Raw genomic sequence first — 20763 nt, 5'->3', positions numbered from 1 at the left:
CATCACTCTGCAGCTTGTGTCGGGTTTTGCGACATCTTGCGCAATCCGGCTGTTCCGCCCACCTGCCCGACCGAGGCAGCTCCGCAGCGGACGCCCATGGACAAGGCTTGCGATATGGAGGCACCGGACAGCCATGTCGCAAGGAATCCGCCGTTGAATGCGTCCCCTGCTCCTGTCGTGTCAACGACCTCGACAGGCAGTGCCGGGCAGTGATCTTTTGTATCTGCGGTGACGGCCTGAGCGCCCCTTGCGCCCTGCTTGATCACGGTCAAAGGTGCGGCACATTTATTTAGACCGCTTTTGGTCAAGGTTTCGAACTCCGAGGCGTTGGGTAGAAACAGGTCGACGCTCGCGACAAGGTCTGACATCTCTGTTCCACGAAACATCAGCGTATCATCCCATCCACAATCCAGCGATACCGTCATGTTTCTGTCCCTGGCTTGGGCGACAAGTCTGGGGTGTTCCACAAGTGTCCGGAGCTCACCGATATGCAGATGGTGCCATGTATCGTCCCAATTGGTGTCCGGTAGAACTGGACCGCTCGCATGCGTCAGGAATGCACGATCGTCTCCCAAGACGGTCGCCACCGTTATCTGTGGCGACTGGTCCGCAGCGGCGGTCACGCAAAGGCTTGAGTCAATACCGGCCTCGGCCATGTCTCGAAGGACGATGTCCGTGAAGGGTGTGGCAGGTAGAACGGCGCACAGCCCACCATAGCCACCGACAGCCTTGACGGCTGCGGCGGTGATGAATGCTCCGCCACCGGCGCTCATGCTCAGATCCGGGGCGAAAACTTCCTGTCCCAAGCGTGGCAGATGCGGAAGACCAGTGAACAGCAGATCGCAGTAGACGCGGCCCACACACAGGACCCTCGGAGGTGCTGTCGTGCTCACCTCAACACCGCCCCGCTGTCTGCATCAAAGACATGCAGATTTGTCCCATCCGCTGACAGTGTCACCTCTGCACCCACCTCGGGCGGGGTGCGTCCGTCGGCCTTGGCAATGATTTCCCCTGCGTCGGTTTTGACGTAGATCAGCGTTTCCGCCCCTAACGGCTCGCGTACAGCGACATGCCCAGTGACAATGGCCTGTCCGGCGCCTTCCAACGTCAGATCGTCGGGGCGCACCCCCAAGAGGATTGAGCGTGCGGTACCATTGGCGTGTTGCGTCGCAATTGTCTGTCCTGATGCCAGCACCACGCCATCCTTGGTCAACGTACCGGCGAGCATGTTCATCGAAGGGGCGCCGATGAATTGTGCAACAAAGGTGTTTGCCGGGGCGTGATACACTTCAGACGGGGTCCCGACTTGCTGGATATGACCATCTTTCATGATCACGATCCGGTCGGCCATGGTCATCGCTTCGACCTGGTCATGGGTGACAAAGATAATTGTGTTGCCGACGCGCTGGTGCAGCTTTTTGATCTCGAGCCGCATTTGAGTGCGTAACTGGGCGTCGAGGTTTGACAGCGGTTCATCGAACAGAAATACGGCGGGGTTGCGGACCATGGCTCGTCCGATGGCCACCCGCTGCCGCTGGCCACCTGACAATTGAGCCGGTTTGCGGTCCAGCAGATGGGTCATGTCGAGGATACCGGCGACCTCGGTAATCCGCGCTTCCTTGTCAGACTTGGACATCTTGGAAGATCGCAAACCAAAGGCGATGTTCTTTTTCACGGACATGTGGGGATAGATCGCATAGTTCTGGAACACCATTGCGATGTCGCGTTCCTTGGGCTCAAGGTGGTTGACCACGCGGTCACCGATCACGACTTCGCCGGATGTCACCTCTTCCAGCCCGGCAATCATGCGCAAGGTGGTGGATTTCCCGCAGCCCGACGGGCCGACGAAGACCACGAATTCGCCATCCGCGACGTCCAGATCGATGCCGTGCAACACCTCGGTCTGGCCATAGGATTTGGTGAGTGTGCGTAGAGACAGATTGGCCATGGATCAGGTCTCCAACAAGGCTGCAAAGCTGCGGGCCAGCGTGGTGCTGGCCGCAGCGTGTCGGTCTGCGCGCGTACGGGTACTTTCGATCAGACGGCCCAATTCCACTTCGTAGGTTGCAATTGCTGCGTCCAGTGCGGCGGGTGCCGGTCCGCCTGGGCGGTTGCGCACCGCAACGAAATGTCGGGCTGACGTGACCGTTTGAAACCGTGTTTCTGACAATGATGTCGCGCGACCGGTTTCAGCCTGAAACGCAGCCGCGAAACTGGTGAAACCGGTTCCCAAGGGCTCACCTGCCTCAATCACGTTGCGGGCTGTCGCCGCGGCGATCTCGTGCGCTTGGCGGAATGACAGGCCCTCCTCTCGAACCAGCGTGTCGGCCACCTCGGTGATGGTGATACAGGCCGCGTCGGTGTTTCGGGCCACGTTGCTGTCATTGATCCGGCATACTGGCAGGAAGGCTCGAAGCAGGCGCAGCATCCGGCCACCGCTGTCAAAAGCTGCAAAGCCGGCTTGCTGCACCTCGCCTTCGCTGTCGTTCATATCCGTGAACGGCGTGTTGTGCATCGTGTTCACAACCATGTCGCACCGCCCTGCCGTGACGCTGGCAAGGTGCCGCATGTGTTCGATGGGTACCGGGTTACGCTTTTGCGGCATGATGGAGGAGATCTGGACAAGGGCGTTCGGGACATAGAGCTGCCCCACCTCGAACGATGCCCAGACGCCCATGTCCTGCACGACACGCCCAAGGTGGATGAAGGGTAACTTCAGCGCGGAATAGAGCCCCGTTACATAGTCGACGGACGCGATGCAGCCATAGGCGTTGAGAAGCGGCGCCTCAAAGCCCAGCAATTCTGCCATTCGGTCACGGTCGATCGGGAAACCGCTGGTGGTGATCGCCGCTGCACCCATCGGGCAGTGTTCCAAACCGTCCGCCGCTGCATCAAGCCGCGCCATGTCGCGCAGCAGGACCTCGATCACTGCAGAGAGATAGTGTCCGAAGGTGGTTGGCTGCGCTGGCTGGCCGTGGGTATAGGCAACGATCAGCGTCTCTTTCTCGGCGTCTGCCTTATCCAGCAGGCCTTGGGTCAGGTCCGACAGCAGCCGCAGCATGGCATGCGCCCTCGTGCGCAGCGCAAGTTTGAACAGCGTGTGGTCCATATCGTTGCGTGACCGCGCCGTGTGCAGGGCGCCACCAAGATCGCCTAGCTTGGCGCGCAGCGCTGCCTCGACCACAAAGAAATAGTCCTCGTGCTCGCCTGTGTAGGTGAGGGATGAGATATCCGTCTCATCCTCGATCTCCTTCACCGCTCGCGCCAATGCGCGCGCGTCACCAGCGGAAAGAATGCCCGTTTCGGCCAGCATCACCAGATGGGCGCGGTTGATCTGGGCCATGCCGTCGGCGAAGTGCGTCTTGACCCCTTCGAACAGCGGCGCGAGCACCGTTTCGCGATAGACGGGATCGGGGAATGTGGTCTGGTCGGTCATTGCATCGGGCCCTTTGCCGTTCTCTGGCATGGCATCACCCCTTCAACCCTGCCATGACCACTCCACGAATGATGAAGCGTTGGAAGATCAGGAAAACGACAAGCGTCGGGATGGTCGAGATGGCAGCGCCGGTCATGATCAACTCCCAGGCCACGTCAGCCTCGTCCCCGAAGCCGGAGAGCCCCACGGGAATTGTATACATCTCGACCGAGTTCGTGACGATCAGGGGCCACAGGAACGCAGTCCAGTTGCCGAGGAAGACAAAGATCGCAAGGGCTGCGAGCGCCGGTTTGACAAGCGGCATGGCGACCGTCCACCAGATCTGCAGCTCGTTCAGCCCGTCGATGCGCGCCGCTTCAATGAAGTCATCCGGAACGCTTTCAAAGAACTGCTTCATCAGGAATGTACCGAACGCCGTCATGAGGCCCGGGAACATGATGCCCCAATAACTGTCGAGCCACCCCATACTCTGGCTCATCAGGTACCACGGGATGACCAGCATTTCGGTCGGGATCATCAGGGTGGAAAGGATCGCGATGAACACGATCTGGCGCCCGGGGAACCGGAACTTGCATAGCGTGTAGCCGACAAGACTGTCAAACAGCAGGTTCGAGATGGTCGTGATCGTGGCAATGATGATTGAATTGACGAACCACCAGTAAAACCGTCCGTCTTCCAGAACGTAGGTATAGTTCTCGATGGTTGGTTCTTCGGGGATGAGATTGACGTTGTAGACCTCGTGCGGCCACTTCAGTGAGGTCGAGATCATGTAGGCGATGGGCATGACCATCAGGATCCCGCCCAAAAACAGCAACAGCCAGCGGACAATCTGCCCCATATTGCGCGGCTTCACGATGGCCGAGCGGTCGAGCGTGGCAGAGGAAGCGCGGATGTCGGTTGCAGTCATGCTCAATCGCTCCGCAAAAGCCAAAGCTGCGCGAGTGACACCAGCAGGAGGATCAGGAACAGAACAACTGTCTGCGCTGCTGCATAGCCCATGTTGAAGCCGTTGAATGCGATGTCATAGATCATCAGAACCAGCGGCTTGGTCGAGTTGAGCGGCCCGCCCGGGTTGTTCGTGGTCATGTTGAATACATGGTCGAAGATGCGCAGGAACCCGATGGAGGAAAACACCACGATGAACACGATAGTGGGGCGCAACAGAGGGATCGTGATCTGGGTCAGGACCGTCCACCATCCCACCCCATCGATCTTGGCCGCTTCGTAGTAGCTTTGCGGGATGGCGCGCAGACCGGCCATGAAGATGATGACCTGAAAGCCAAGCCCGGCCCAGACTGCCGGTGCCAACACCGCGGGCAGTGCATTGGTCGTGGAGTTCAGAAACGCGATCTGCGGGATGCCGATTGCGGCAAGCAGGTTATTGAACAGCCCGATTGGAACGTCCTGATAGAACCATCGCCAGACCCACGCCATGGCCACCGCCGATGTCATGAACGGCAGGAAGTAGAGCATCCGAAGAAAGCCATGCATGAAGCGCAGCTTGTCGAGGTGGTAGGCGATGATGAAACTGACAACCAGCGACAGCGGTGTGCCGATCAGCAGGTATTCGAACGTGTTCACGAACACCTTCCAGAACACCGGGTCGTTCCACAATTCGATGTAGTTTTCCCAGCCGATCCACGTGCGGTCGCCGAGCAGGTTCCACTCTTGAAAGGAGATCACAAAAGCCGTCCCGGTCGGATAGAACCGGATGATCCCGTAAAACAGAACCGGTAGCGCCAAAAAGCCCCAGGCCCAGACGATCTGTTTCTGCTTGATCGAGAGGTTGGAGTAGAACTGCATCACAATCCCCATGGAAAAGGTAGCAGGCCGCCCCTTGGATCAGGAAACAGGCGGCCTGCCGGGGAGACGACGATCACTTGTAGTAGTCGTCGAGGATCTTTTGTTCAGCCTCCGCCGCGATGGCTAGGCTGTCGGCGGCGCTCATTCCCTCCAGCGTCATGCGTTCAACCATTTCGACCATCAACTGCCGCTGACCACTTTCGTTCGCAAATTTCGTGGTGTTTGCGTAGGCCAGACCACGAATGAACGGTCCATAGGTTTCGTTGTTGGCGTTTGCTTCGGTCAGACCTACTGATGGTTTGGCAGGCAATTCGCCCACGACATCAAGCCAGATCTGCATTGCTTCGTCAGAGGTGACATACTCCATGAACTTCACCGCGGCATCGTATTTCTCACCTTCTGCCTTGGTTGTGATCGCGTTCACCCAGTAAGAGGAATAGTTCGATCGTGCACCCTCTGCCGTTGCGGGAAGTTCGGTAACACCCCATTTCAGGCCGCGCGTCTTGTCGAGCGATCCGATGCGGAATGAGCCATCTATGTGGAAACCGGCGCGGCCGGCTTTGAAAGCAGCCTGCGGTTCATCCATGAACCCGATGGCAGATACCGCATCGTCGCCGCTGAAGAGGCTTGCATAGAATTCCAATGCCTGCAGGCCAGCATCACTGTTGTAATTGACCGTCTGGTAGTCATCCAGATACGGCTCTCCACCAAATTGGCGGATCAATCCTTCGCGCCACCAATGGTGATCTTGTGCCGTCATACCGGCGGTCATGCCGACTTGTGTGATGTTGCCTGCACCATCACGTTTCGTCATCGCCTTGGCGGCAGTCATCATTTCATCAAAGGTTGTAGGCGGCTCCACGCCCGCCTCGTCCAACAAGCGTTCATTGTAGAACAGCGCAAGGGATCGTACCGCGGTTGGCAACGCCCAGTACTGATCCCCATCTTTCATCGCTTGCACCATGGGAAAGAAGTCTTCGTCGATTTGCGATGCCGGGAATGTTTCTGCCGGAAGAGGTTGGATCAGGTCGGCGGCAACATAGTCATTGAGCCAACCGTAGAACAACTGCACGACATCCGGACCTTCACCAGCCGGGATCGCGGCGGCAACCTTGGTCCTGTAGTCGGCATATGGGAAATGGGTCATCTTGACCGTGATATCCGGATTTGCGGCCTCGAAATTCTCGATCAATTGCTCCATTGCCGTCACGCGGGCGTCAAAGAAGTATTGCCAGTACTCAATCTCGACCGCCGATGCAGCTGAGCCCACGAGCGCCATGGCGCTGCTCATCCCGGCCAGAGCCATGCCCTTCAAATAACGTGTCATGAACAACCTCTCCTATTGGAAGGCGCCGATTGTTCGCCGCCGATTCCTCTTAGGATTAAGCCAAGCAAGTTTAATATTCAAGTTAGTTGAGTTATCGGGCTGCTTGAGTTAAAGCCAAACCATGAGCAGATCCGATCTCTTGTTCGACGTTCGCCCCGGCACGAATCCTGACCGCTCACGGGTGCGTAATCGAAAGGCTGTTCTGGGTCTGATCAACAGCGCCGGCCAGATGGGGCGCGCAGCTGTAGCGCGGTCGCTTGGTCTTTCAACGCAGGCCGTCAGTAACATCATCGCCGAGTTGGAGGTCGAGGGGCTCCTGATCGAGCGTGGTGCTCAAAGTGCGGGCCGCGGCCTGCCCGCAGTTCAATATGGTGTGAACCCGGAAGGTGGCGTTGCGCTTGGGGTGGAAATCCGCCCTGATGTTTTGCTGACATCCCTCGTTGACCTTAGTGGCAAGCCACGAGCGACACGGCGACAGGTTCTGGACGATCTCTCGCCGTCGCGAGTTACGGTGGCGGTTCTGAAGTTGCGCGATTGGATGTTGAAGGAATGCGGGTTTACCAACGAACGGCTGTTGGGTGCAGGGATCGTGATGCCCGGCCCGTTCGGTACAACTGGCCTTTCCGGTCAGGCATCCGACTTGCCCGGTTGGCAGACGGTGGATGTGGCCGGGCTATTCAGTCAGGAGATTGGCAGGCCTGTGATCGTTTCGAATGACGCAAATGCCGCAGCTATGGCTGAACGGTTTAGCGTGGCACAAGGTTTGACGGACTACGCCTTTCTTTACTTTGGGGCAGGCCTTGGCCTCGGTTTGGTGCATCGTTGCCAACTCGTGGATGGCGCATTCGGGAACGCGGGTGAAATCGGACATCTGCCGGTGATGGCCGATGCGGAACGGAAACCGCTCGAACAGGTTGTGAGCCGTGTCTCAATCCAATCCGCGTTGGCGGCAAACGGGCCGCTCGATATCGAGGCGCTTGATCGTCTTTGCAAGGCAAAGGACCCAGCCCTTATGCGCTGGCTCGAGACAGCTTGCGACGCTCTCGGGCAAGCCGTGGGGGTGATCGAAAACCTGTTTGATCCACAGACGGTTATCTTGGGTGGCGCCATGCCTGCATCAATCCTGGACCATCTTGCAAACAACACGCCTTTGCCGGAACTGTCTGTGTCCAACCGACCGGACGCCATTCATCCCCGTCTGCAATGCGGCACCAGCGGGCGTATGACGGCGACCTTCGGCGCGGCAGCGCTGATCCTCAACCGTGCGTTTACGCCACAATCCACCGCTATGTGGGAAAGGCCACCCGCGTGACCTTGCCTGACAACACCCGCATTCTGCGCCATAGGCTGAAGCCTCGGATCGTTGCACTGCACCACGCGCTGAGCCGACTTCAGACAGTCGTGTCCTTCATGAATTCCGGTGCCCATCCGGATGATGAAATCTCGGATATGTTGGCCGCATTGGGTCTGCGGGACGGGATCGATATCAGCTATGCCTGCGCGACCCGTGGCGATGGCGGTCAGAACGACATTGGCACGGAAGCTGGCGCTGCTCTGGGTGTTTTGCGCACTGCCGAGATGGAGGGTGCGGCAGATGTGCTGAACTTGCGGCTCTATTGGCTAAGCCGAACACCAGACGATCCGATCCGAGACTTCGGTTTCTCAAAGTCCGGCGTCGAGACGTTGGAGCACTGGGGACGAGACAGGACGATGCGTCGTTTTGTCGAAATCGTGCGCACTGAGCGCCCTGATATCCTCTGTCCCACGTTTCTGGACGTGCCCGGCCAGCACGGGCATCATCGCGCGATGACGTTGGCTGCGCATGACGTCATGGAACTGGCCGCTGACCCGTCCTACGGAACCGATCAAGCGCCCTGGCAGATTGCCAAGCTCTATTTGCCTGCGTGGTCTGGCGCTGGTCAGGCCTATGATGACGACCTGCCACCACCGCCGAAGACGCTGACAGTCAAAAGTGGGCGAGACCCAATCACTGGTTTTTCATACGCACAGATCGGCCAGCAAAGCCGCGCCTTCCACCTGACGCAAGCCATGGGTCGCTGGGTGCCGCCGGGAGAGTACCGCGATTGGCCGCTGCATCTGGCGCAAACCCATGTTGACGGTCCAGACGATCACCTGATGTCCGGTCTGTCCAAAACATTGGCCGATCTGGGTCTGCCTGCAGTCCAGCAGCACTTCGACAGCGCCCGGGCTGCGTTCCCGGACTATGCAACAGTGCGTGCAGAGATAGCGGCGGGCCTGGCACTCTTGCAGGCTGCGAGGCCAGCGCCGGAACATGCACACAAGATCAATCGCAAGATCGCGCAAGCTGCGTATGCCATCCAACTGGCATCTGGGGTCGAGGCGCATGTCGCGGTCGATGCGGATATTCTTGCACCGGGCGATACCACCAACCTGTCCGTTATGCTCGCAGCGGATGACGCTGATGTTGAGACGCAGATCGTCGTTCCCCAAGGATGGAGCGCAAGTGGCGCGACATTGCATACTGATAAAGCCGCCGCCACACCCTCGACGCCGGATACCTATCTGCCGGATGCGCCTTCGGCACCGTTTGTGACGGTGACGGTACTTACCGGGGAGGTCGCGAGCCAGACTCATCTGTCTTTCGAAACACCACCCCTCATTCTGGCAAGCCCCCGCATTGCGCTTGATCCAATGATTGAGGTCGTGAATCTCCAAAGCGAACGCCGCAGTTTTGGGATATCCTTGTTATCCCGGGTTCCGGCATGTGGTGAGGCCAGTCTCACCTTACCAGACAGCTGGATTGCCACCCCCACTGGTGACGGTTTCGCGATCACTCTGCCCGACGACATGCCGGTCGGCACATACAAGATCCCTCTGGCACTTGATGGCCAAGCGGCCAAGATTGCTCAAATCGTCCGCCATCCGCATGTTCCGCCGCGTGCACTTACGAAACCGGCCGAAGTGACGGTTCACATTGTTGACTGCGCGCTGCCCCGCGCGAGGATTGGCTATGTCGGGGGCGGCCATGACCGGGTTGCGCACTGGCTGGCGTGCGCAGGTTTTGATGTTACGTCACTTGAAGCAGGGCAGATAACACCAGCGGAACTGGCCGCATACGACGCTATCGTGATTGGCATTTTTGCCGTCAAATTCCGTTCCGATCTGGGTGGGGCATTGCAAGACTTGCATGATTGGACAGCGGCAGGTGGAACCCTGCTGACCCTTTACCATCGACCATGGGACAATTGGGACCCTGATGCTACGCCACCCAAACGGATCGAGATCGGTCAACCCTCGTTGCGTTGGCGCGTAACGGATCAAACGGCCAAGGTGACACATCTGACCGATCACCCGATCCTGTCGCATCCCAACACCATCTGTGCCGACGATTGGGAGGGGTGGGACAAGGAACGTGGCCTGTACTTTGCCAAAAGCTGGGATGCAGCATACGAACCGCTCCTGTCCATGGCCGATGCTGGAGAGGCGCCTTTGCACGGCGCACTGTTGACAGCGGAAATTGGCAAGGGGCGTCACACCCACTGTGCCTTGATCCTGCATCATCAGCTCGAGCATGGTGTGCCTGGAGCATACCGCCTGATGGCGAACCTTCTTGCCCCTCGCTGACGGGACGGCTGCTCGCAATCTGTCCGGTGGCGCATGGCTCGTGGCTGACATGGCGCTCAACGTTTTTGCCTTGGCGATCGTCAAGGCAATGGGCCTGGACTATGCGGCCGTCCAACTTGTCTTTCTGAGAGCGGTCACAGGGCTTGCACTCATGGTGCCGTTTGTCTGGAGTGCGCGACAGGCGTTCAGAGCCGTAAACCGTTTACCACTTCACGCCTTGCGCGTTGTCTTGTCGGCGCTGGCCCTTACGGCCAGCTTCTTCGCCATCGCCCGCTTGCCATTCGCATTGTTCACGGCCATCAGCTTCACCCGCCCCGTAGTTACCATGATCCTCGCCATGCTCATTTTGAAGGAGGTCGTGCCACGACGTCGTTGGTGGGCAGCGGGGCTGGCCTTTGTCGGTGTCTATGTCGCCGTGGAACCTGGCGCCATGACGCTTGACTGGGGCCTGCCCGCCGCCTTTCTGACGGTCCTGTTTGGCACATCGGCGATCATCTTGACCCGTAAACTGTCCGAAACGCCCTTTGTTGTCATGATGGTGTTCTACACCGCTGGCCTGGCCGTGCTGACGGCACCGTTTGCCGTTGTGGTCTGGTCGCCGATCGCTCCGGATCACCTCTGGTCGCTTCTCGCCATTGGCCTTTTCGCGCAATCCGCGCAGTTCTGTTTCTTGCAGGCACATATCAGGGCCGAGGCCGCCTTTCTTTCGGTTCTCGGCTACCTCAGCTTGGTTTTCTCAACGACCGCGGGTTTCATATTCTTTGCCGAAGTGCCCACCCCCGCCTTTTTCATTGGCGCGGTTCTGATTGTTGCTGCTGCAATGTGGACGACCCTGTTGCGGTAGTTGTCCGGCGCTGTAGAGAATGCCAGACTTCAATACCCAAGCCACTCCACCGTTTCAGGGAGACAGGCGTGGTCGAACAGATACGCACCAAAGGGGCCGAACACCACAACGCCCCCAACGGAAAGCGGGTGTGTATCTTCGGCGTCACCGTAGAGCCTCTGTATTCCGGCATATGCCGCATATGTGTACCCATTCTTTGAAAACGAGATGCCTTCGGTGATTTGCCTGCCCTGTCCGTCCCATGGAACGCGGCTTGCACCTTTGCCAAATGCCCTTTGTATCTCGATGTCCGGTACCGTTCCTGGCCTGCCATAGATGTACCGTGCGTGGGTGTCGGTCTGGCACACTTGGAGGGTCTTTTCGTTTTGGAGCGTACAGCGCATGAATTGTACTTCGGGTGGGGGACATGCAGAATGTGCGACGCAAACCGAAAGCAGCCACAATAGATACGTTTGGAATAACCGTTTCATCTTTTGGGCCTTTGCCCGTTGTGCTGCCCGTGCGACTGCATCCCAAAGTCTGTGGACGAGATAGGCTGTAGATTGCCGAAACGATGCGGAAAGTGTTTGTACGTTGGGTAAATGTGCGGATTTCCACGCATGATGTGTTGCTGAGGCAAATCAAGTTCCAGTTGCCGCTTGCAAAGCGATGTCACTTTTATCATTGCACGTGTAACTGGTATTTCAAAAGTGGCCTTTAGAGGCCGCAGGACTTGGTTGTCCGGAAGAGGATTGGCATGGCGAGCAGGGGCTACCGGCAGGAAAAATGACAAACATTCGACGCAGTATCGTCAAGCGCCTGGTGCGTGGCCAGACCAGATCATCCGCGGTTGCTCGCCTGTCTTCCTTCGGTTTGGATTTGATGGGGTACAAGGGGTATCGTCTCTCCAGTGTCGTTGACCATGGTGCAACGCGACTTGATCCGGTTTTCGGGCCTTCGGAAAGTCAAGTTGCCAAGCCCCGCCCGCTGGAGACTGAGGTGGAGCTGTTTACAAGACCGCTTCCGCCCATTCAGCCGCTGGTAATCGAAAACGTCGCTGGCAGATCGGGGTCGTCCTTTCTTTACAAAGGGTACAATCTTCTGCTGCCCGATGAGATGTACGATAGCCTGGACAGGACAAGCCTCCTGACCAATAGCGGGTTCTTCTTTCAGGACTACTTCGTCACAAGCCACTCACAAACCGCTGAAGTTCCATATGGTATCTGCGCCTTTGGGCATGGTGATGCCAATTGGTATCATTGGCTGGCTGAAATACTGCCGGTTGTTTGGTTGTCTCGCAATCTGCCTGCTGAGTTCAAAGACTACCCGTTGTTGGTGCCCGAAACTGCACTTACCATTCCCTCGTTCAGGGAAACGCTTGATCTGTGCCGGGGAGACCGTGAGGTGATCGGCCTGCGTGGCGATGTACTTCATCGGTTTGACAGGCTCGTACACATTCCGTCACCTGTGTCGGGTCCGTTCAACATGCGCGACCACATGTGGCCTGAGCCCGAAGACTACATCCAGAATGTCGATGTGGTGCGCCAAGTGCGCCATGCCGTCCTAGAAAACCTTGGAATTGAGCGGGACGCCGACAGCCCCAAGCGTGTTTTTCTGGTACGGCCACCGCGCGCGCGTTCCTATAATCAGGAAGATATTCGTGTTGCAGCCGAAGCCCGCGGATTTACAGCGGTGCAGATGGAACAACTGACGTTCCGCGAACAGGTGAGCCTGATGTACAACGCGGAATTCGTTATCGGGCCAACAGGTGCCGCTTTCGCAAATACCCTGTTTATGAGCCCTGGCAGTCAAAGTCTTGTCTGGGCACTTCAAGAGTATGACGGCGCGTGCTTTTTCTCCAACCTGGCCCACGCGGCCGGGTGTGAAATGACGTACTGTTTCGTAGAGGCGGATACCACCGTCAAAAGCAGCTACGAAGCCTTTGCGGCGTCCTACAAGCTTCCAGTGGACACGTTCTGTGAGCACATTGATCAGTTGCTTGAAAACACAGGCTCTGCCGACGTCAGGGCGCAGAAGATGGCAACGCAATAGCACCACAACAGATTTTTGTCATGGCGGCCTGACGCACGTGGCTCAGGATCTGGGTTCGGCTTTTTCATACTGACGGTCATACAGCCTGCGGAACAGGCCCTTCTGCGCCAGAAGCGTGTTCAGATCGCCTTGTTCTTCAACCTTACCATCTTTGATGACGAGGATCAGGTCTGAGTTGATGATTGTGGACAACCGGTGCGCGATGACAATCGTCGTACGGCCCTTCGTCAAATCGTCCAGCGCCTGTTTGACCAGATGTTCGGATTCGGAATCGAGCGCACTTGTCGCTTCGTCCATCAGCAGGATCGGACTGTCGCGCAATACGGCACGCGCAATGGCAAGCCGCTGCCTCTGACCACCTGACAGACTGGCTCCATTTTCGCCGACAATCGTGTCATAGCCCAATTCAAATTGGGAGATGAAGTCATGAGCGTGGGCTGCCTTTGCAGCCGCAATGATCTCTTCGTCCGTGGTTTCCGGTTTCCCAAGGGCAATATTCTGACGGATGGTGCCCGAGAACAGGAAGGTGTCCTGGCCAACAAAAGCGATCTTCTCGCGGAGCGATGCAAATGTCGCTTCACGCAGATCTACGTCTCCGATTTCGACGCTTCCCCTGGTGGGATCGTACATCCGCATGATCAGGTTCATGATTGTGGACTTGCCGCCACCTGATGGGCCAACGAGAGCTGTTGTTTTGCCGGCCGGGAATTCGATGTCGAGACCGTTAAGGATCGTCTGGTCGTCCTTGTATTCGAAATGAACATCCTGGAGGTGCACGGCACTTGCACCCGAAGGCAGGCCACGCGCGTTTTCGGATTCGACCAGTGTGACCGGCATGTCCACCACTTCGTACATGACGCCCACGCCGATCATCCCGGCCTCAATCGTGACGCGCATCCGTGCGAGACGCTTCGCGGGTTCATAGGCCATAAGAAGCGCAGTCACGAATGACATCAGCTGTCCGGGCGTGCTTGCGTCCTCTCCGAAAAGGTTCACCACGCTCAGCGCGACCACAGCCGCAATTGCAAAGCCGGACAGGGTTTCCATGAGCGGGCTCGTGGCTGCCTCGAGCCGGGCCAGTGCGTTGGCACGATCTTCGACATTCGCAACAGCGGATTTCATACGCAGGTTCATCCGGTCTTCAAGCGCGAAGGCTTTGACCACGCGGATGCCAACCGCGGTCTCTTGAATGACCTTGATGATTTCGGCCATAGAGGTCATTTCCGCCTGCATGATCTCGCGCACGCGCGCAAGAATGCGGCGCACGCCGTAAAGTGCGATGGGCCCAAACAGCAGGGAAAACAGGGACAGAGTGGGTTGTTGATACACCATGACGACGATCAAGCCGATCAGCGTCAAAAGGTCTCGCACAAATCCCATGACCAGCGTTTCAACGACCGTTCTGGCAGCTTGAGCCGAATAGGTGACCCGCATCAACAGGTCGGATGAATCCCGTTCAGTGAAGAAGGCCACACCGTGCTTCAGGATGGCCGCATACAGTCTGCGTTGCTGTGCTGCGACAATACTGTTGCCGGCTCGGCTCAGGAACACCGTCTGTGTGTACGTCGCGATCCCCTTGATGGTGAAGATAAGGGCCACCGAGGCGGCAACGCCAAAAACCTGCGCCCGATTACCCGACTCGATCATGGAGTCGATGATGTCCTTCATGATCCACGCTGTCAGCGCCGTGGTTGCGGCGATGGCCACCATGGCCACCATGGCAATCGAATAGTTCGGCAATTGCAGGCGAAAGTTTTCCCGCAACAGGCGGACAATCAGTCTGCTGTTCAACCGGTCGAGCGTGCTCTCAAACATTCGGATACATTCTGGTTCCGTGAGACAGAGATGGACAGCTAGGCATTATAGCAAGGCCTGTAAAGTCTAAACGCTGTTTACGTTCATCGTGCCGTTTGGGCTTCGCGCAAGACGCTCATGTGGCCGTCCTTGTCTGACTGAAACTGATCGCGGCTGTATTTGAAGAAGACATCTTGCGAATTCCGACCGGTTTCGATGGCTCCGAAACGGGTGTGAAATGCCAAGGTGCGATCATTGTCGGCGCGAACATCAAACACAGACTTCTTCATACCAAGCTGTTCGAAGCCTTGAACGTAGATCAGCACTGCACTTTCCAAAGCAGCTTTCGGCGTCTTGTTGTGATCCAGAATCCAGCTGCCCCAAGTGAACTGGTCGTCTTCGATGTCGTAGAGCCGGACAAGGCCGCATGGTTGCCCGGTATCCAGACGCTCTATCACATAGTAGTACTCTTCACCTGCGGCTTCGCGGTCCTTGTAGCGCCGCAGCCAGTTGGCCTGATCTTCCACGGTTCCTGTGACGGCGGATAAATGCCGATTGTAGGCGGGGTCCATGCGAAGGCCATGGATGTAAGCTGCATCTTCTGGTTGCGCCAGGCGCAGGGCAAGCCGTACACCTTCAATTCGCTCGCTGCTCTCGACTGTCATTCCGCGGACACCTTTGTACTTACCGGGTTGAAAATCCTGGTTTTCGGACCGGTTGCTTGCGGCCCCCGAAATAGTCTAGCCGGGCGGGTGACTGTCGCATTCCACATGGATGAAAACAAGTGTAGACCGGCAGTCGAATTGAACCTTGGAACATGGCTGAGCACATGGCGCAAATCCCCTTTCTCGACCTTCGCGCAGCGTATCTGGCGATACAACCGGAAATAGATGCCGCCGTTCAGCGCGTCATGGCCAGTGGGTGGTATATTCAGGGCCCGGAGGTCGAAGCGTTCGAGAACGCCTACGCCGCCTATTGCGGTGCCGCTCACTGTGTTGGCGTGGCTAATGGGCTTGACGCATTGATTCTGAGTTTGCGTGCTTTGAACATTGGACCCGGCGATGAGGTGATCGTGCCGTCACATACCTTCGTTGCGACATGGTTGGCTGTATCGGCGGTAGGCGCAACGCCAATCCCTGTGGAGCCCAATGCCCAGACCTACAATGTCGATCCCGCACTTGTCGTGGCCGCGATCACGCCACGCACTCGCGGGATCATCGCGGTGCACCTGTATGGTCAACCGGCCGACCTTGATCCTCTGCTGGAGATTGCGGAGGCCTACAAGTTGGCGCTGATCGAGGATGCCGCACAGGCCCACGGTGCGACATACAAGGGGCGTCGCGTCGGCGCACATGGCGACGTGGTGTGCTGGAGTTTCTATCCCGGTAAGAACTTGGGTGCCCTTGGCGACGGCGGGGCAATCACGACCAATCGTGAGGATATTGCCGAAAAGGTCCGTGTCTTGGGCAACTATGGCTCAAGCAAGAAATACGTGAACGACGAGCAGGGCACCAACAGCCGGCTTGATCCGATCCAGGCCGCAATCCTTGCCGCCAAGCTGGAGCATCTCGACGATTGGACGAAGCGCCGCCGTGATATCGCGGGGCGCTACAGCGATGCGCTTCAGGGTGTCATTACACCTGTTGTTCCAAATTGGGCCGAACCTGTCTGGCATCTGTATGTGATCCAGCACCCCAAGCGCGATGTTTTGATGGCGAAACTGGCAGATGAAGGGATCAGTACGCTGATTCACTATCCTATCGCACCGCATCGGCAGAAAGCCTATGCAGAGCTTGCATATGCGCCCGGCGCATTCCCGCTGGCTGAACGGTTGGCCGACGATATGCTCAGCTTGCCGATCGGGCCGCAGATGCCGGAGGCCCATGTGGAACGCGTTATTGAAACCGTCAACCGAGTAGCGCCGACACTGTAGTGTTGGGCATAGGTCAACGAAATGTCATTGCCGTCGCTGTCCTACATCCTGCTGACTTACAATCAACGCGATACCGTTCGGGCTGCCGTTGAAAGTGCTCTTGGGCAGACCGGCGTTCAATTGGAAATCGTCATTTCTGACGATCACTCAAAGGATGATACCTTTGACGTGATACAGCAAACGGTTGCTGGCTATGATGGTCCGCATCAGATCATTCTGAACAGGAACCCGCAAAACCTTGGTCTCGCAGGCAACCTCGACAAAGTGCATCAGCTCAGCAGTGGCGATGTGTTGATTGCCGCCGCGGGTGATGACAAGTCCTATCCCCATCGCAGCGAGCGGATCGCACAGGCTTTTGAACGGGAGGATTGCCTGCTTTTGTGTTCCTACGCCGACGTGATTGATCCCGATGACAAGCCCGTTCATGGCAATTTCAGAACCGCCTTGTTCTACAACACGTGGGACGCTGCGCGTGCTGCTCGGTCAAAGGCGTTGTATATCGGCGCAACAGGTGCGTGGCATCGCAGTCTTTATGAAGACTTTGGTGCCCTTGATCCCGAAGCATATGAGGACCTGGTGCTGGGGTTTCGTGCCGCACTCGAAAACCGGGTTACGGTGATCAAGGAAGAGCTGGTGCAATATCGTCTCGGTACCGGGCTGACGAGTTCCGACGGATATCACGCCGATATCGCGGCATTTCAGGCACGACGTAAAAAAGGTTTCACGGCGACACGTGCCATCATGCGTCAGCGAAAACTTGATGCCCGGCATTTTGGTCTTCCTGATGAACACAGGATCTTGCGCATCCTGCAAAGGGAACAGGTCAAGGCGGACCTCGGAACGGCCCTTTACTCTGACGAAGCCGGCGCGTTCCTGGCGATGGCCCTACGCCACCCGTTTCTGGCGTTCTATATCTGGAAGTCTGAACGTCGACGTGCTCGAAAGATGATGCGTAAATTGACCATGCAACATGGCTGAAATTACCGTTCTTTTGCCAGTATATAACGGCGCTGCATATTTGGACGAAACATTGGCCTCTCTGCGCCGGCAGGACTTTGCTGCGTTCGAGGCACTCTGCATCGATGACTGTTCGGCCGATGACAGCCATGCCGTCATTGCGCGCCATGCGTCCGAGGATAGCCGGATCAAGTATCTGAACACTGGGCAAAACCTCGGCAGCGCAGCCAAGGCCGTCAATTTCGCGGCGCCCCATGCGACTGGACGGTGGTTCGTCTACAGTTCACAGGACGATCTCTTTTCACCTGATTGGCTTTCAAAACTGCACGCACGCGCCGTTGAAACCAAGTGTGACGCCGTTTTGCCCGACGTTGTGTTCTATCATGCTGATGAAACACAAGATCGTCGGATCGTTGGGTATAGGGGCGACCGTACTGTCACCCTGTCAGGACGAGATGCGTTTGTCGCTTCTCTGGACTGGACGATTTCAGGAAACGCGCTGTGGCCCATGCGCTTTCTGCAAAATATGGGCTTTGATGATTTCAACGCATTTGCAGACGAATATACCGTCCGTCGTTTCTTTCTTGGCTGCGCGACCGTTGCCTTTTGCGACGGGGTGTTCTTCTACCGGCAGGACAATGCTGCAGCGATCACAAAGGGACCAAGCGCTGCGCGGCTGGATGCAGCAGACGCAAGCCTGCGGCTTTGGCATCTGATCCGTGAAAATGGCTTCGGCGCAGAGGTACATCGCCCCTTCGCTCTACAAACCTTGCGTGCTGCGATCCGGGCGCAGGCGATGGTATTCAATGCACCGCAGCTGCGCGGTGAAATGCCCCGCGTCACGCGCGTTTGGGAATCGATACAGGCGTCGTCCGAGTTTCAGGCGTCACTGGCTGCCGCGAGTTCTAGTGCCTTACCCCGTTTTGTGTATAAACGCGCGGCGAGGTCTTACGCCTGGTTTGTCTGGCTCGCCAGAATATCCGCTCTGATCGCGCGACGGAAAGGGCGATAGTTGGACATGTTCAGTCAAATATCGCTCAACGCGAGAAACACGTTTCAAATCCTGCCACACAGGTTATGAAAAGGCCCCCGTTCCAAACCGCGTTCGCCACTTGCAATGGTGGTGGCATATGGAAAACGGCCACGGGCCAAGAACCACTTTCGCCTGACGATGCAACACAACCGAGTAAGCTACGACATGAATGAAGACATCCCCCACTTCAACGGAAACGCCAGCTTTGTCGATCTGCCGATCGTGTCGGACCCGCGCGGTGATCTGACCTTCATTGAAGGGGGGCGGCACGTTCCGTTCGACATTCGCCGGGTCTACTACCTCTATAACGTACCGGTTGATTCAGAGCGTGGAGGCCACGCGCATCGCGAACTTGAGCAGGTGGTTTTTGCCCTGTCAGGCAGCTTCCGCATGAAAATCGATGATGGCACCACACAGTCCGAAGTCTGGTTGCGCAACCCGAGGAAGGGTTTGCATATCAAGAACATGATCTGGCGCGAGATGGACAATTTCAGCCAAGGTGCGGTTTGCATGGTTCTGGCGTCGCACTTTTATGATGAAGCCGACTACTACCGCGACTATTCGGAGTTTCTTGAGGCCGTTCAAGCGCGCAAGATCACCTAGGTAGATCGTTTGGCTCGAAACAGAGCTGCGGCGGGGGTTCAGACATCAAGCGTGTGATCTTTCTCCCACTGGGAAAAGGACGCCATGAAACTGTTCCATTCCTGATGCTTCATCTTCAGGAAAGCTGCCGAAAATGCGTCGCCCATCTTGGCCTTTAATTCGGTATCGGCATCGAATGCACGCAGTGCGTCCAGCATGTTCAGCGGCAGTTTTGATGCGTCTTTGACCGTGTGGCCCTCTGCGTACATGTCTATGTCGTGCCGCGGTCCGGGGTCGGACTTGTTGCCAATTCCGGAAAGTCCCGCCGCGATGATGACCGCTTGCAGGAGGTAAGGATTTGCAGCGCCATCGGCCAGACGAAGTTCGAACCGGCCTGGCCCGGGAACCCGTACCATGTGAGTGCGGTTGTTGCCCGTCCAAGTAACTGTGTTTGGCGCCCAGGTTGCTCCTGACACTGTGGATGGTGCGTTGATCCGCTTGTAAGAATTGACAGTCGGGTTTGTGATTGCAGCCATCCCCGTGGCGTGCCGCATGATACCGCCGAGGAAATACTTGCCTTGCTGACCAAGGCCTACCTCACCTGTTGGTCCGTCTCCATCGCCTGCGAACACATTTGTCTTGGCCGTATTGCCTGGCGCATCCCAGACCGACACATGGGCATGGCAGCCGTTGCCGGTGAGCCCTTCGATGGGTTTCGGCATGAACGTTGCTCTGAAACCGTGTTTTTCCGCGACTGACTTGGTCATGAACTTGAAAAAGCTATGCTTGTCGGCGGTCTTCAGGGCATCGTCGAATTCCCAGTTCATCTCGAACTGACCATTCGCGTCTTCGTGGTCATTTTGGTAGGGTCCCCAGCCCAGTTCCAGCATGTAATCGCAGAGCTCGCGCACGACATCATATCGGCGCATGACGGCCTGCTGATCGTAGCAGGGCTTTTCGGCAGTATCGAATGGGTCGCTGATCTGTGCGCCATCGGGTGTAAGCAAAAAGAACTCGGCTTCGATACCAGTTTTGACGTGCAGCCCCAGAGCCGCCGATTCTTCGATCAGCCGGCGCAGGACGTTACGCGGAGCTTGCGCAACATCTTCGCCCTCCATCACACAATTGGCGGCTACCCACGCAACCTCCGGTTTCCAGGGCAGTTGAATGACCGACGAAGGGTCGGGTATGGCCAGCATGTCGGGATGGGCGGGGGTCATGTCGAGCCACGTGGCAAAGCCTGCAAAGCCTGCGCCCTCTTCCTGCATGTCGACGATGGCCTGTGTCGGCACCAGCTTGGCGCGCTGCCCACCGAAGAGATCGGTGAAAGAGATCATGAAGTATTTGACGCCGTTTTCCTGTGCGAAAGCTGCCAGATCGGTGGTCATGATGCGCTTTCCCTTCTTTATTGATGTCT

The 20763-nt window shown here is 57.2% G+C and carries 17 protein-coding genes; 8 read left to right on the top strand and 9 right to left on the bottom strand.

All coding sequences use genetic code 11. The features are described from left to right. Positions 1-2: 2 nt before the first annotated feature. The 6 genes from KUV51_RS18475 to KUV51_RS18450 all read right to left on the bottom strand — a co-directional run bounded on the left by KUV51_RS18475 (position 3) and on the right by KUV51_RS18450 (position 6566). A complete protein-coding gene (locus tag KUV51_RS18475) occupies positions 3-860 on the bottom strand; it encodes a carbohydrate kinase family protein (protein WP_315898850.1) in 858 nt (285 codons plus the stop codon). Between the two features lie 29 nt (positions 861-889). Then, positions 890-1948: an ABC transporter ATP-binding protein gene (locus tag KUV51_RS18470; protein ID WP_222522922.1), complete on the bottom strand. Its 1059-nt coding sequence runs from the start codon at positions 1946-1948 to the stop codon at positions 890-892. 3 nt (positions 1949-1951) lie between these two features. After that, positions 1952-3436 carry an argininosuccinate lyase gene (gene argH / locus KUV51_RS18465; protein WP_222522921.1) on the bottom strand — a complete coding sequence of 495 codons (1485 nt, stop codon included), beginning with the start codon at positions 3434-3436 and terminating at the stop codon, positions 1952-1954. A 34-nt stretch (positions 3437-3470) separates the two neighbouring features. Beyond that, positions 3471-4343: a carbohydrate ABC transporter permease gene (locus KUV51_RS18460; protein WP_222522920.1), complete on the bottom strand. Its 873-nt coding sequence runs from the start codon at positions 4341-4343 to the stop codon at positions 3471-3473. 2 nt (positions 4344-4345) lie between these two features. Further along, the gene (locus tag KUV51_RS18455; protein ID WP_261385927.1) at positions 4346-5239 is read right to left on the bottom strand and encodes a carbohydrate ABC transporter permease; all 894 of its coding nucleotides are present in this window, start codon (positions 5237-5239) and stop codon (positions 4346-4348) included. 73 nt (positions 5240-5312) lie between these two features. After that, the gene (locus KUV51_RS18450) at positions 5313-6566 is read right to left on the bottom strand and encodes an extracellular solute-binding protein (protein ID WP_222522918.1); all 1254 of its coding nucleotides are present in this window, start codon (positions 6564-6566) and stop codon (positions 5313-5315) included. 121 nt (positions 6567-6687) lie between these two features. Between KUV51_RS18450 and KUV51_RS18445 the strand changes: the two genes are divergently transcribed. The 4 genes from KUV51_RS18445 (at position 6688) to KUV51_RS18430 (ending at position 13047) form a co-directional block, all read left to right on the top strand. Then, complete coding sequence (locus KUV51_RS18445; protein ID WP_222522917.1) at positions 6688-7878, top strand: ROK family transcriptional regulator; 1191 nt, start codon at positions 6688-6690, stop codon at positions 7876-7878. Then, entirely contained in the window at positions 7875-10172 is a 2298-nt protein-coding gene (locus KUV51_RS18440) for a PIG-L family deacetylase (RefSeq protein WP_315898847.1), read from the top strand. The genes KUV51_RS18445 and KUV51_RS18440 overlap by 4 nt, the downstream gene beginning before the upstream one ends. After that, positions 10159-11016, top strand: a complete 858-nt coding sequence (locus KUV51_RS18435) for a DMT family transporter (RefSeq protein ID WP_261385926.1) — start codon at positions 10159-10161, stop codon at positions 11014-11016. The genes KUV51_RS18440 and KUV51_RS18435 overlap by 14 nt, the downstream gene beginning before the upstream one ends. Before the next feature lie 765 nt (positions 11017-11781). Beyond that, complete coding sequence (locus KUV51_RS18430) at positions 11782-13047, top strand: glycosyltransferase family 61 protein (protein WP_222522915.1); 1266 nt, start codon at positions 11782-11784, stop codon at positions 13045-13047. A gap of 42 nt (positions 13048-13089) precedes the next feature. On the opposite strand, the gene KUV51_RS18425 is transcribed toward KUV51_RS18430, so the two are convergent. Both KUV51_RS18425 and KUV51_RS18420 read right to left on the bottom strand, forming a co-directional pair. After that, a complete protein-coding gene (locus tag KUV51_RS18425) occupies positions 13090-14862 on the bottom strand; it encodes an ABC transporter ATP-binding protein (RefSeq protein ID WP_222522914.1) in 1773 nt (590 codons plus the stop codon). An 83-nt stretch (positions 14863-14945) separates the two neighbouring features. Further along, positions 14946-15506 (bottom strand): GNAT family N-acetyltransferase, encoded by a 561-nt coding sequence (locus KUV51_RS18420; RefSeq protein WP_222522913.1) that lies wholly within the window; start codon positions 15504-15506, stop codon positions 14946-14948. Between the two features lie 152 nt (positions 15507-15658). Here KUV51_RS18420 and KUV51_RS18415 point away from each other — a divergent pair, with 152 nt between their 5' ends. From KUV51_RS18415 to KUV51_RS18400, 4 genes are all read left to right on the top strand, one after another. Further along, positions 15659-16774 (top strand): DegT/DnrJ/EryC1/StrS family aminotransferase, encoded by a 1116-nt coding sequence (locus tag KUV51_RS18415; RefSeq protein WP_261385925.1) that lies wholly within the window; start codon positions 15659-15661, stop codon positions 16772-16774. A gap of 21 nt (positions 16775-16795) precedes the next feature. After that, on the top strand, positions 16796-17752 hold the full coding sequence (locus tag KUV51_RS18410; RefSeq protein ID WP_222522912.1) for a glycosyltransferase: 957 nt from the start codon (positions 16796-16798) through the stop codon (positions 17750-17752). Next, entirely contained in the window at positions 17745-18743 is a 999-nt protein-coding gene (locus tag KUV51_RS18405; protein ID WP_222522911.1) for a glycosyltransferase family 2 protein, read from the top strand. Before KUV51_RS18410 ends, KUV51_RS18405 begins: the two co-directional genes overlap by 8 nt. Positions 18744-18929: 186 nt before the next feature. Further along, positions 18930-19367: a sugar 3,4-ketoisomerase gene (locus KUV51_RS18400; RefSeq protein WP_222522910.1), complete on the top strand. Its 438-nt coding sequence runs from the start codon at positions 18930-18932 to the stop codon at positions 19365-19367. A gap of 38 nt (positions 19368-19405) precedes the next feature. Here the strand turns inward: KUV51_RS18400 and glnT are convergent, their stop codons facing one another. Then, positions 19406-20734, bottom strand: a complete 1329-nt coding sequence (gene glnT / locus KUV51_RS18395; protein ID WP_222522909.1) for a type III glutamate--ammonia ligase — start codon at positions 20732-20734, stop codon at positions 19406-19408. Positions 20735-20763 lie beyond the last annotated feature (29 nt).

The sequence above is a fragment of the Tateyamaria omphalii genome (assembly GCF_019802125.1).
GTDB lineage: Bacteria > Pseudomonadota > Alphaproteobacteria > Rhodobacterales > Rhodobacteraceae > Tateyamaria > Tateyamaria omphalii_B.
This window is presented reverse-complemented; position numbering and strand designations above follow the sequence as displayed.

Excerpts from the sequence above, each read along its gene's own strand:
- KUV51_RS18470 (WP_222522922.1), bottom strand. The coding sequence starts at position 1,948 with ATGGCCAATCTGTCTCTACGCACACTCACCAAATCCTATGGCCAGACC.
- KUV51_RS18410 (WP_222522912.1), top strand. The coding sequence starts at position 16,796 with ATGTCATTGCCGTCGCTGTCCTACATCCTGCTGACTTACAATCAACGC.
- KUV51_RS18460 (WP_222522920.1), bottom strand. The coding sequence starts at position 4,343 with ATGACTGCAACCGACATCCGCGCTTCCTCTGCCACGCTCGACCGCTCG.
- KUV51_RS18425 (WP_222522914.1), bottom strand. The coding sequence starts at position 14,862 with ATGTTTGAGAGCACGCTCGACCGGTTGAACAGCAGACTGATTGTCCGC.
- KUV51_RS18415 (WP_261385925.1), top strand. The coding sequence starts at position 15,659 with ATGGCTGAGCACATGGCGCAAATCCCCTTTCTCGACCTTCGCGCAGCG.
- KUV51_RS18405 (WP_222522911.1), top strand. The coding sequence starts at position 17,745 with ATGGCTGAAATTACCGTTCTTTTGCCAGTATATAACGGCGCTGCATAT.
- KUV51_RS18430 (WP_222522915.1), top strand. The coding sequence starts at position 11,782 with ATGACAAACATTCGACGCAGTATCGTCAAGCGCCTGGTGCGTGGCCAG.
- KUV51_RS18420 (WP_222522913.1), bottom strand. The coding sequence starts at position 15,506 with ATGACAGTCGAGAGCAGCGAGCGAATTGAAGGTGTACGGCTTGCCCTG.
- KUV51_RS18455 (WP_261385927.1), bottom strand. The coding sequence starts at position 5,239 with ATGCAGTTCTACTCCAACCTCTCGATCAAGCAGAAACAGATCGTCTGG.
- KUV51_RS18450 (WP_222522918.1), bottom strand. The coding sequence starts at position 6,566 with ATGACACGTTATTTGAAGGGCATGGCTCTGGCCGGGATGAGCAGCGCC.
- KUV51_RS18400 (WP_222522910.1), top strand. The coding sequence starts at position 18,930 with ATGAATGAAGACATCCCCCACTTCAACGGAAACGCCAGCTTTGTCGAT.
- argH (WP_222522921.1), bottom strand. The coding sequence starts at position 3,436 with ATGACCGACCAGACCACATTCCCCGATCCCGTCTATCGCGAAACGGTG.
- glnT (WP_222522909.1), bottom strand. The coding sequence starts at position 20,734 with ATGACCACCGATCTGGCAGCTTTCGCACAGGAAAACGGCGTCAAATAC.
- KUV51_RS18445 (WP_222522917.1), top strand. The coding sequence starts at position 6,688 with ATGAGCAGATCCGATCTCTTGTTCGACGTTCGCCCCGGCACGAATCCT.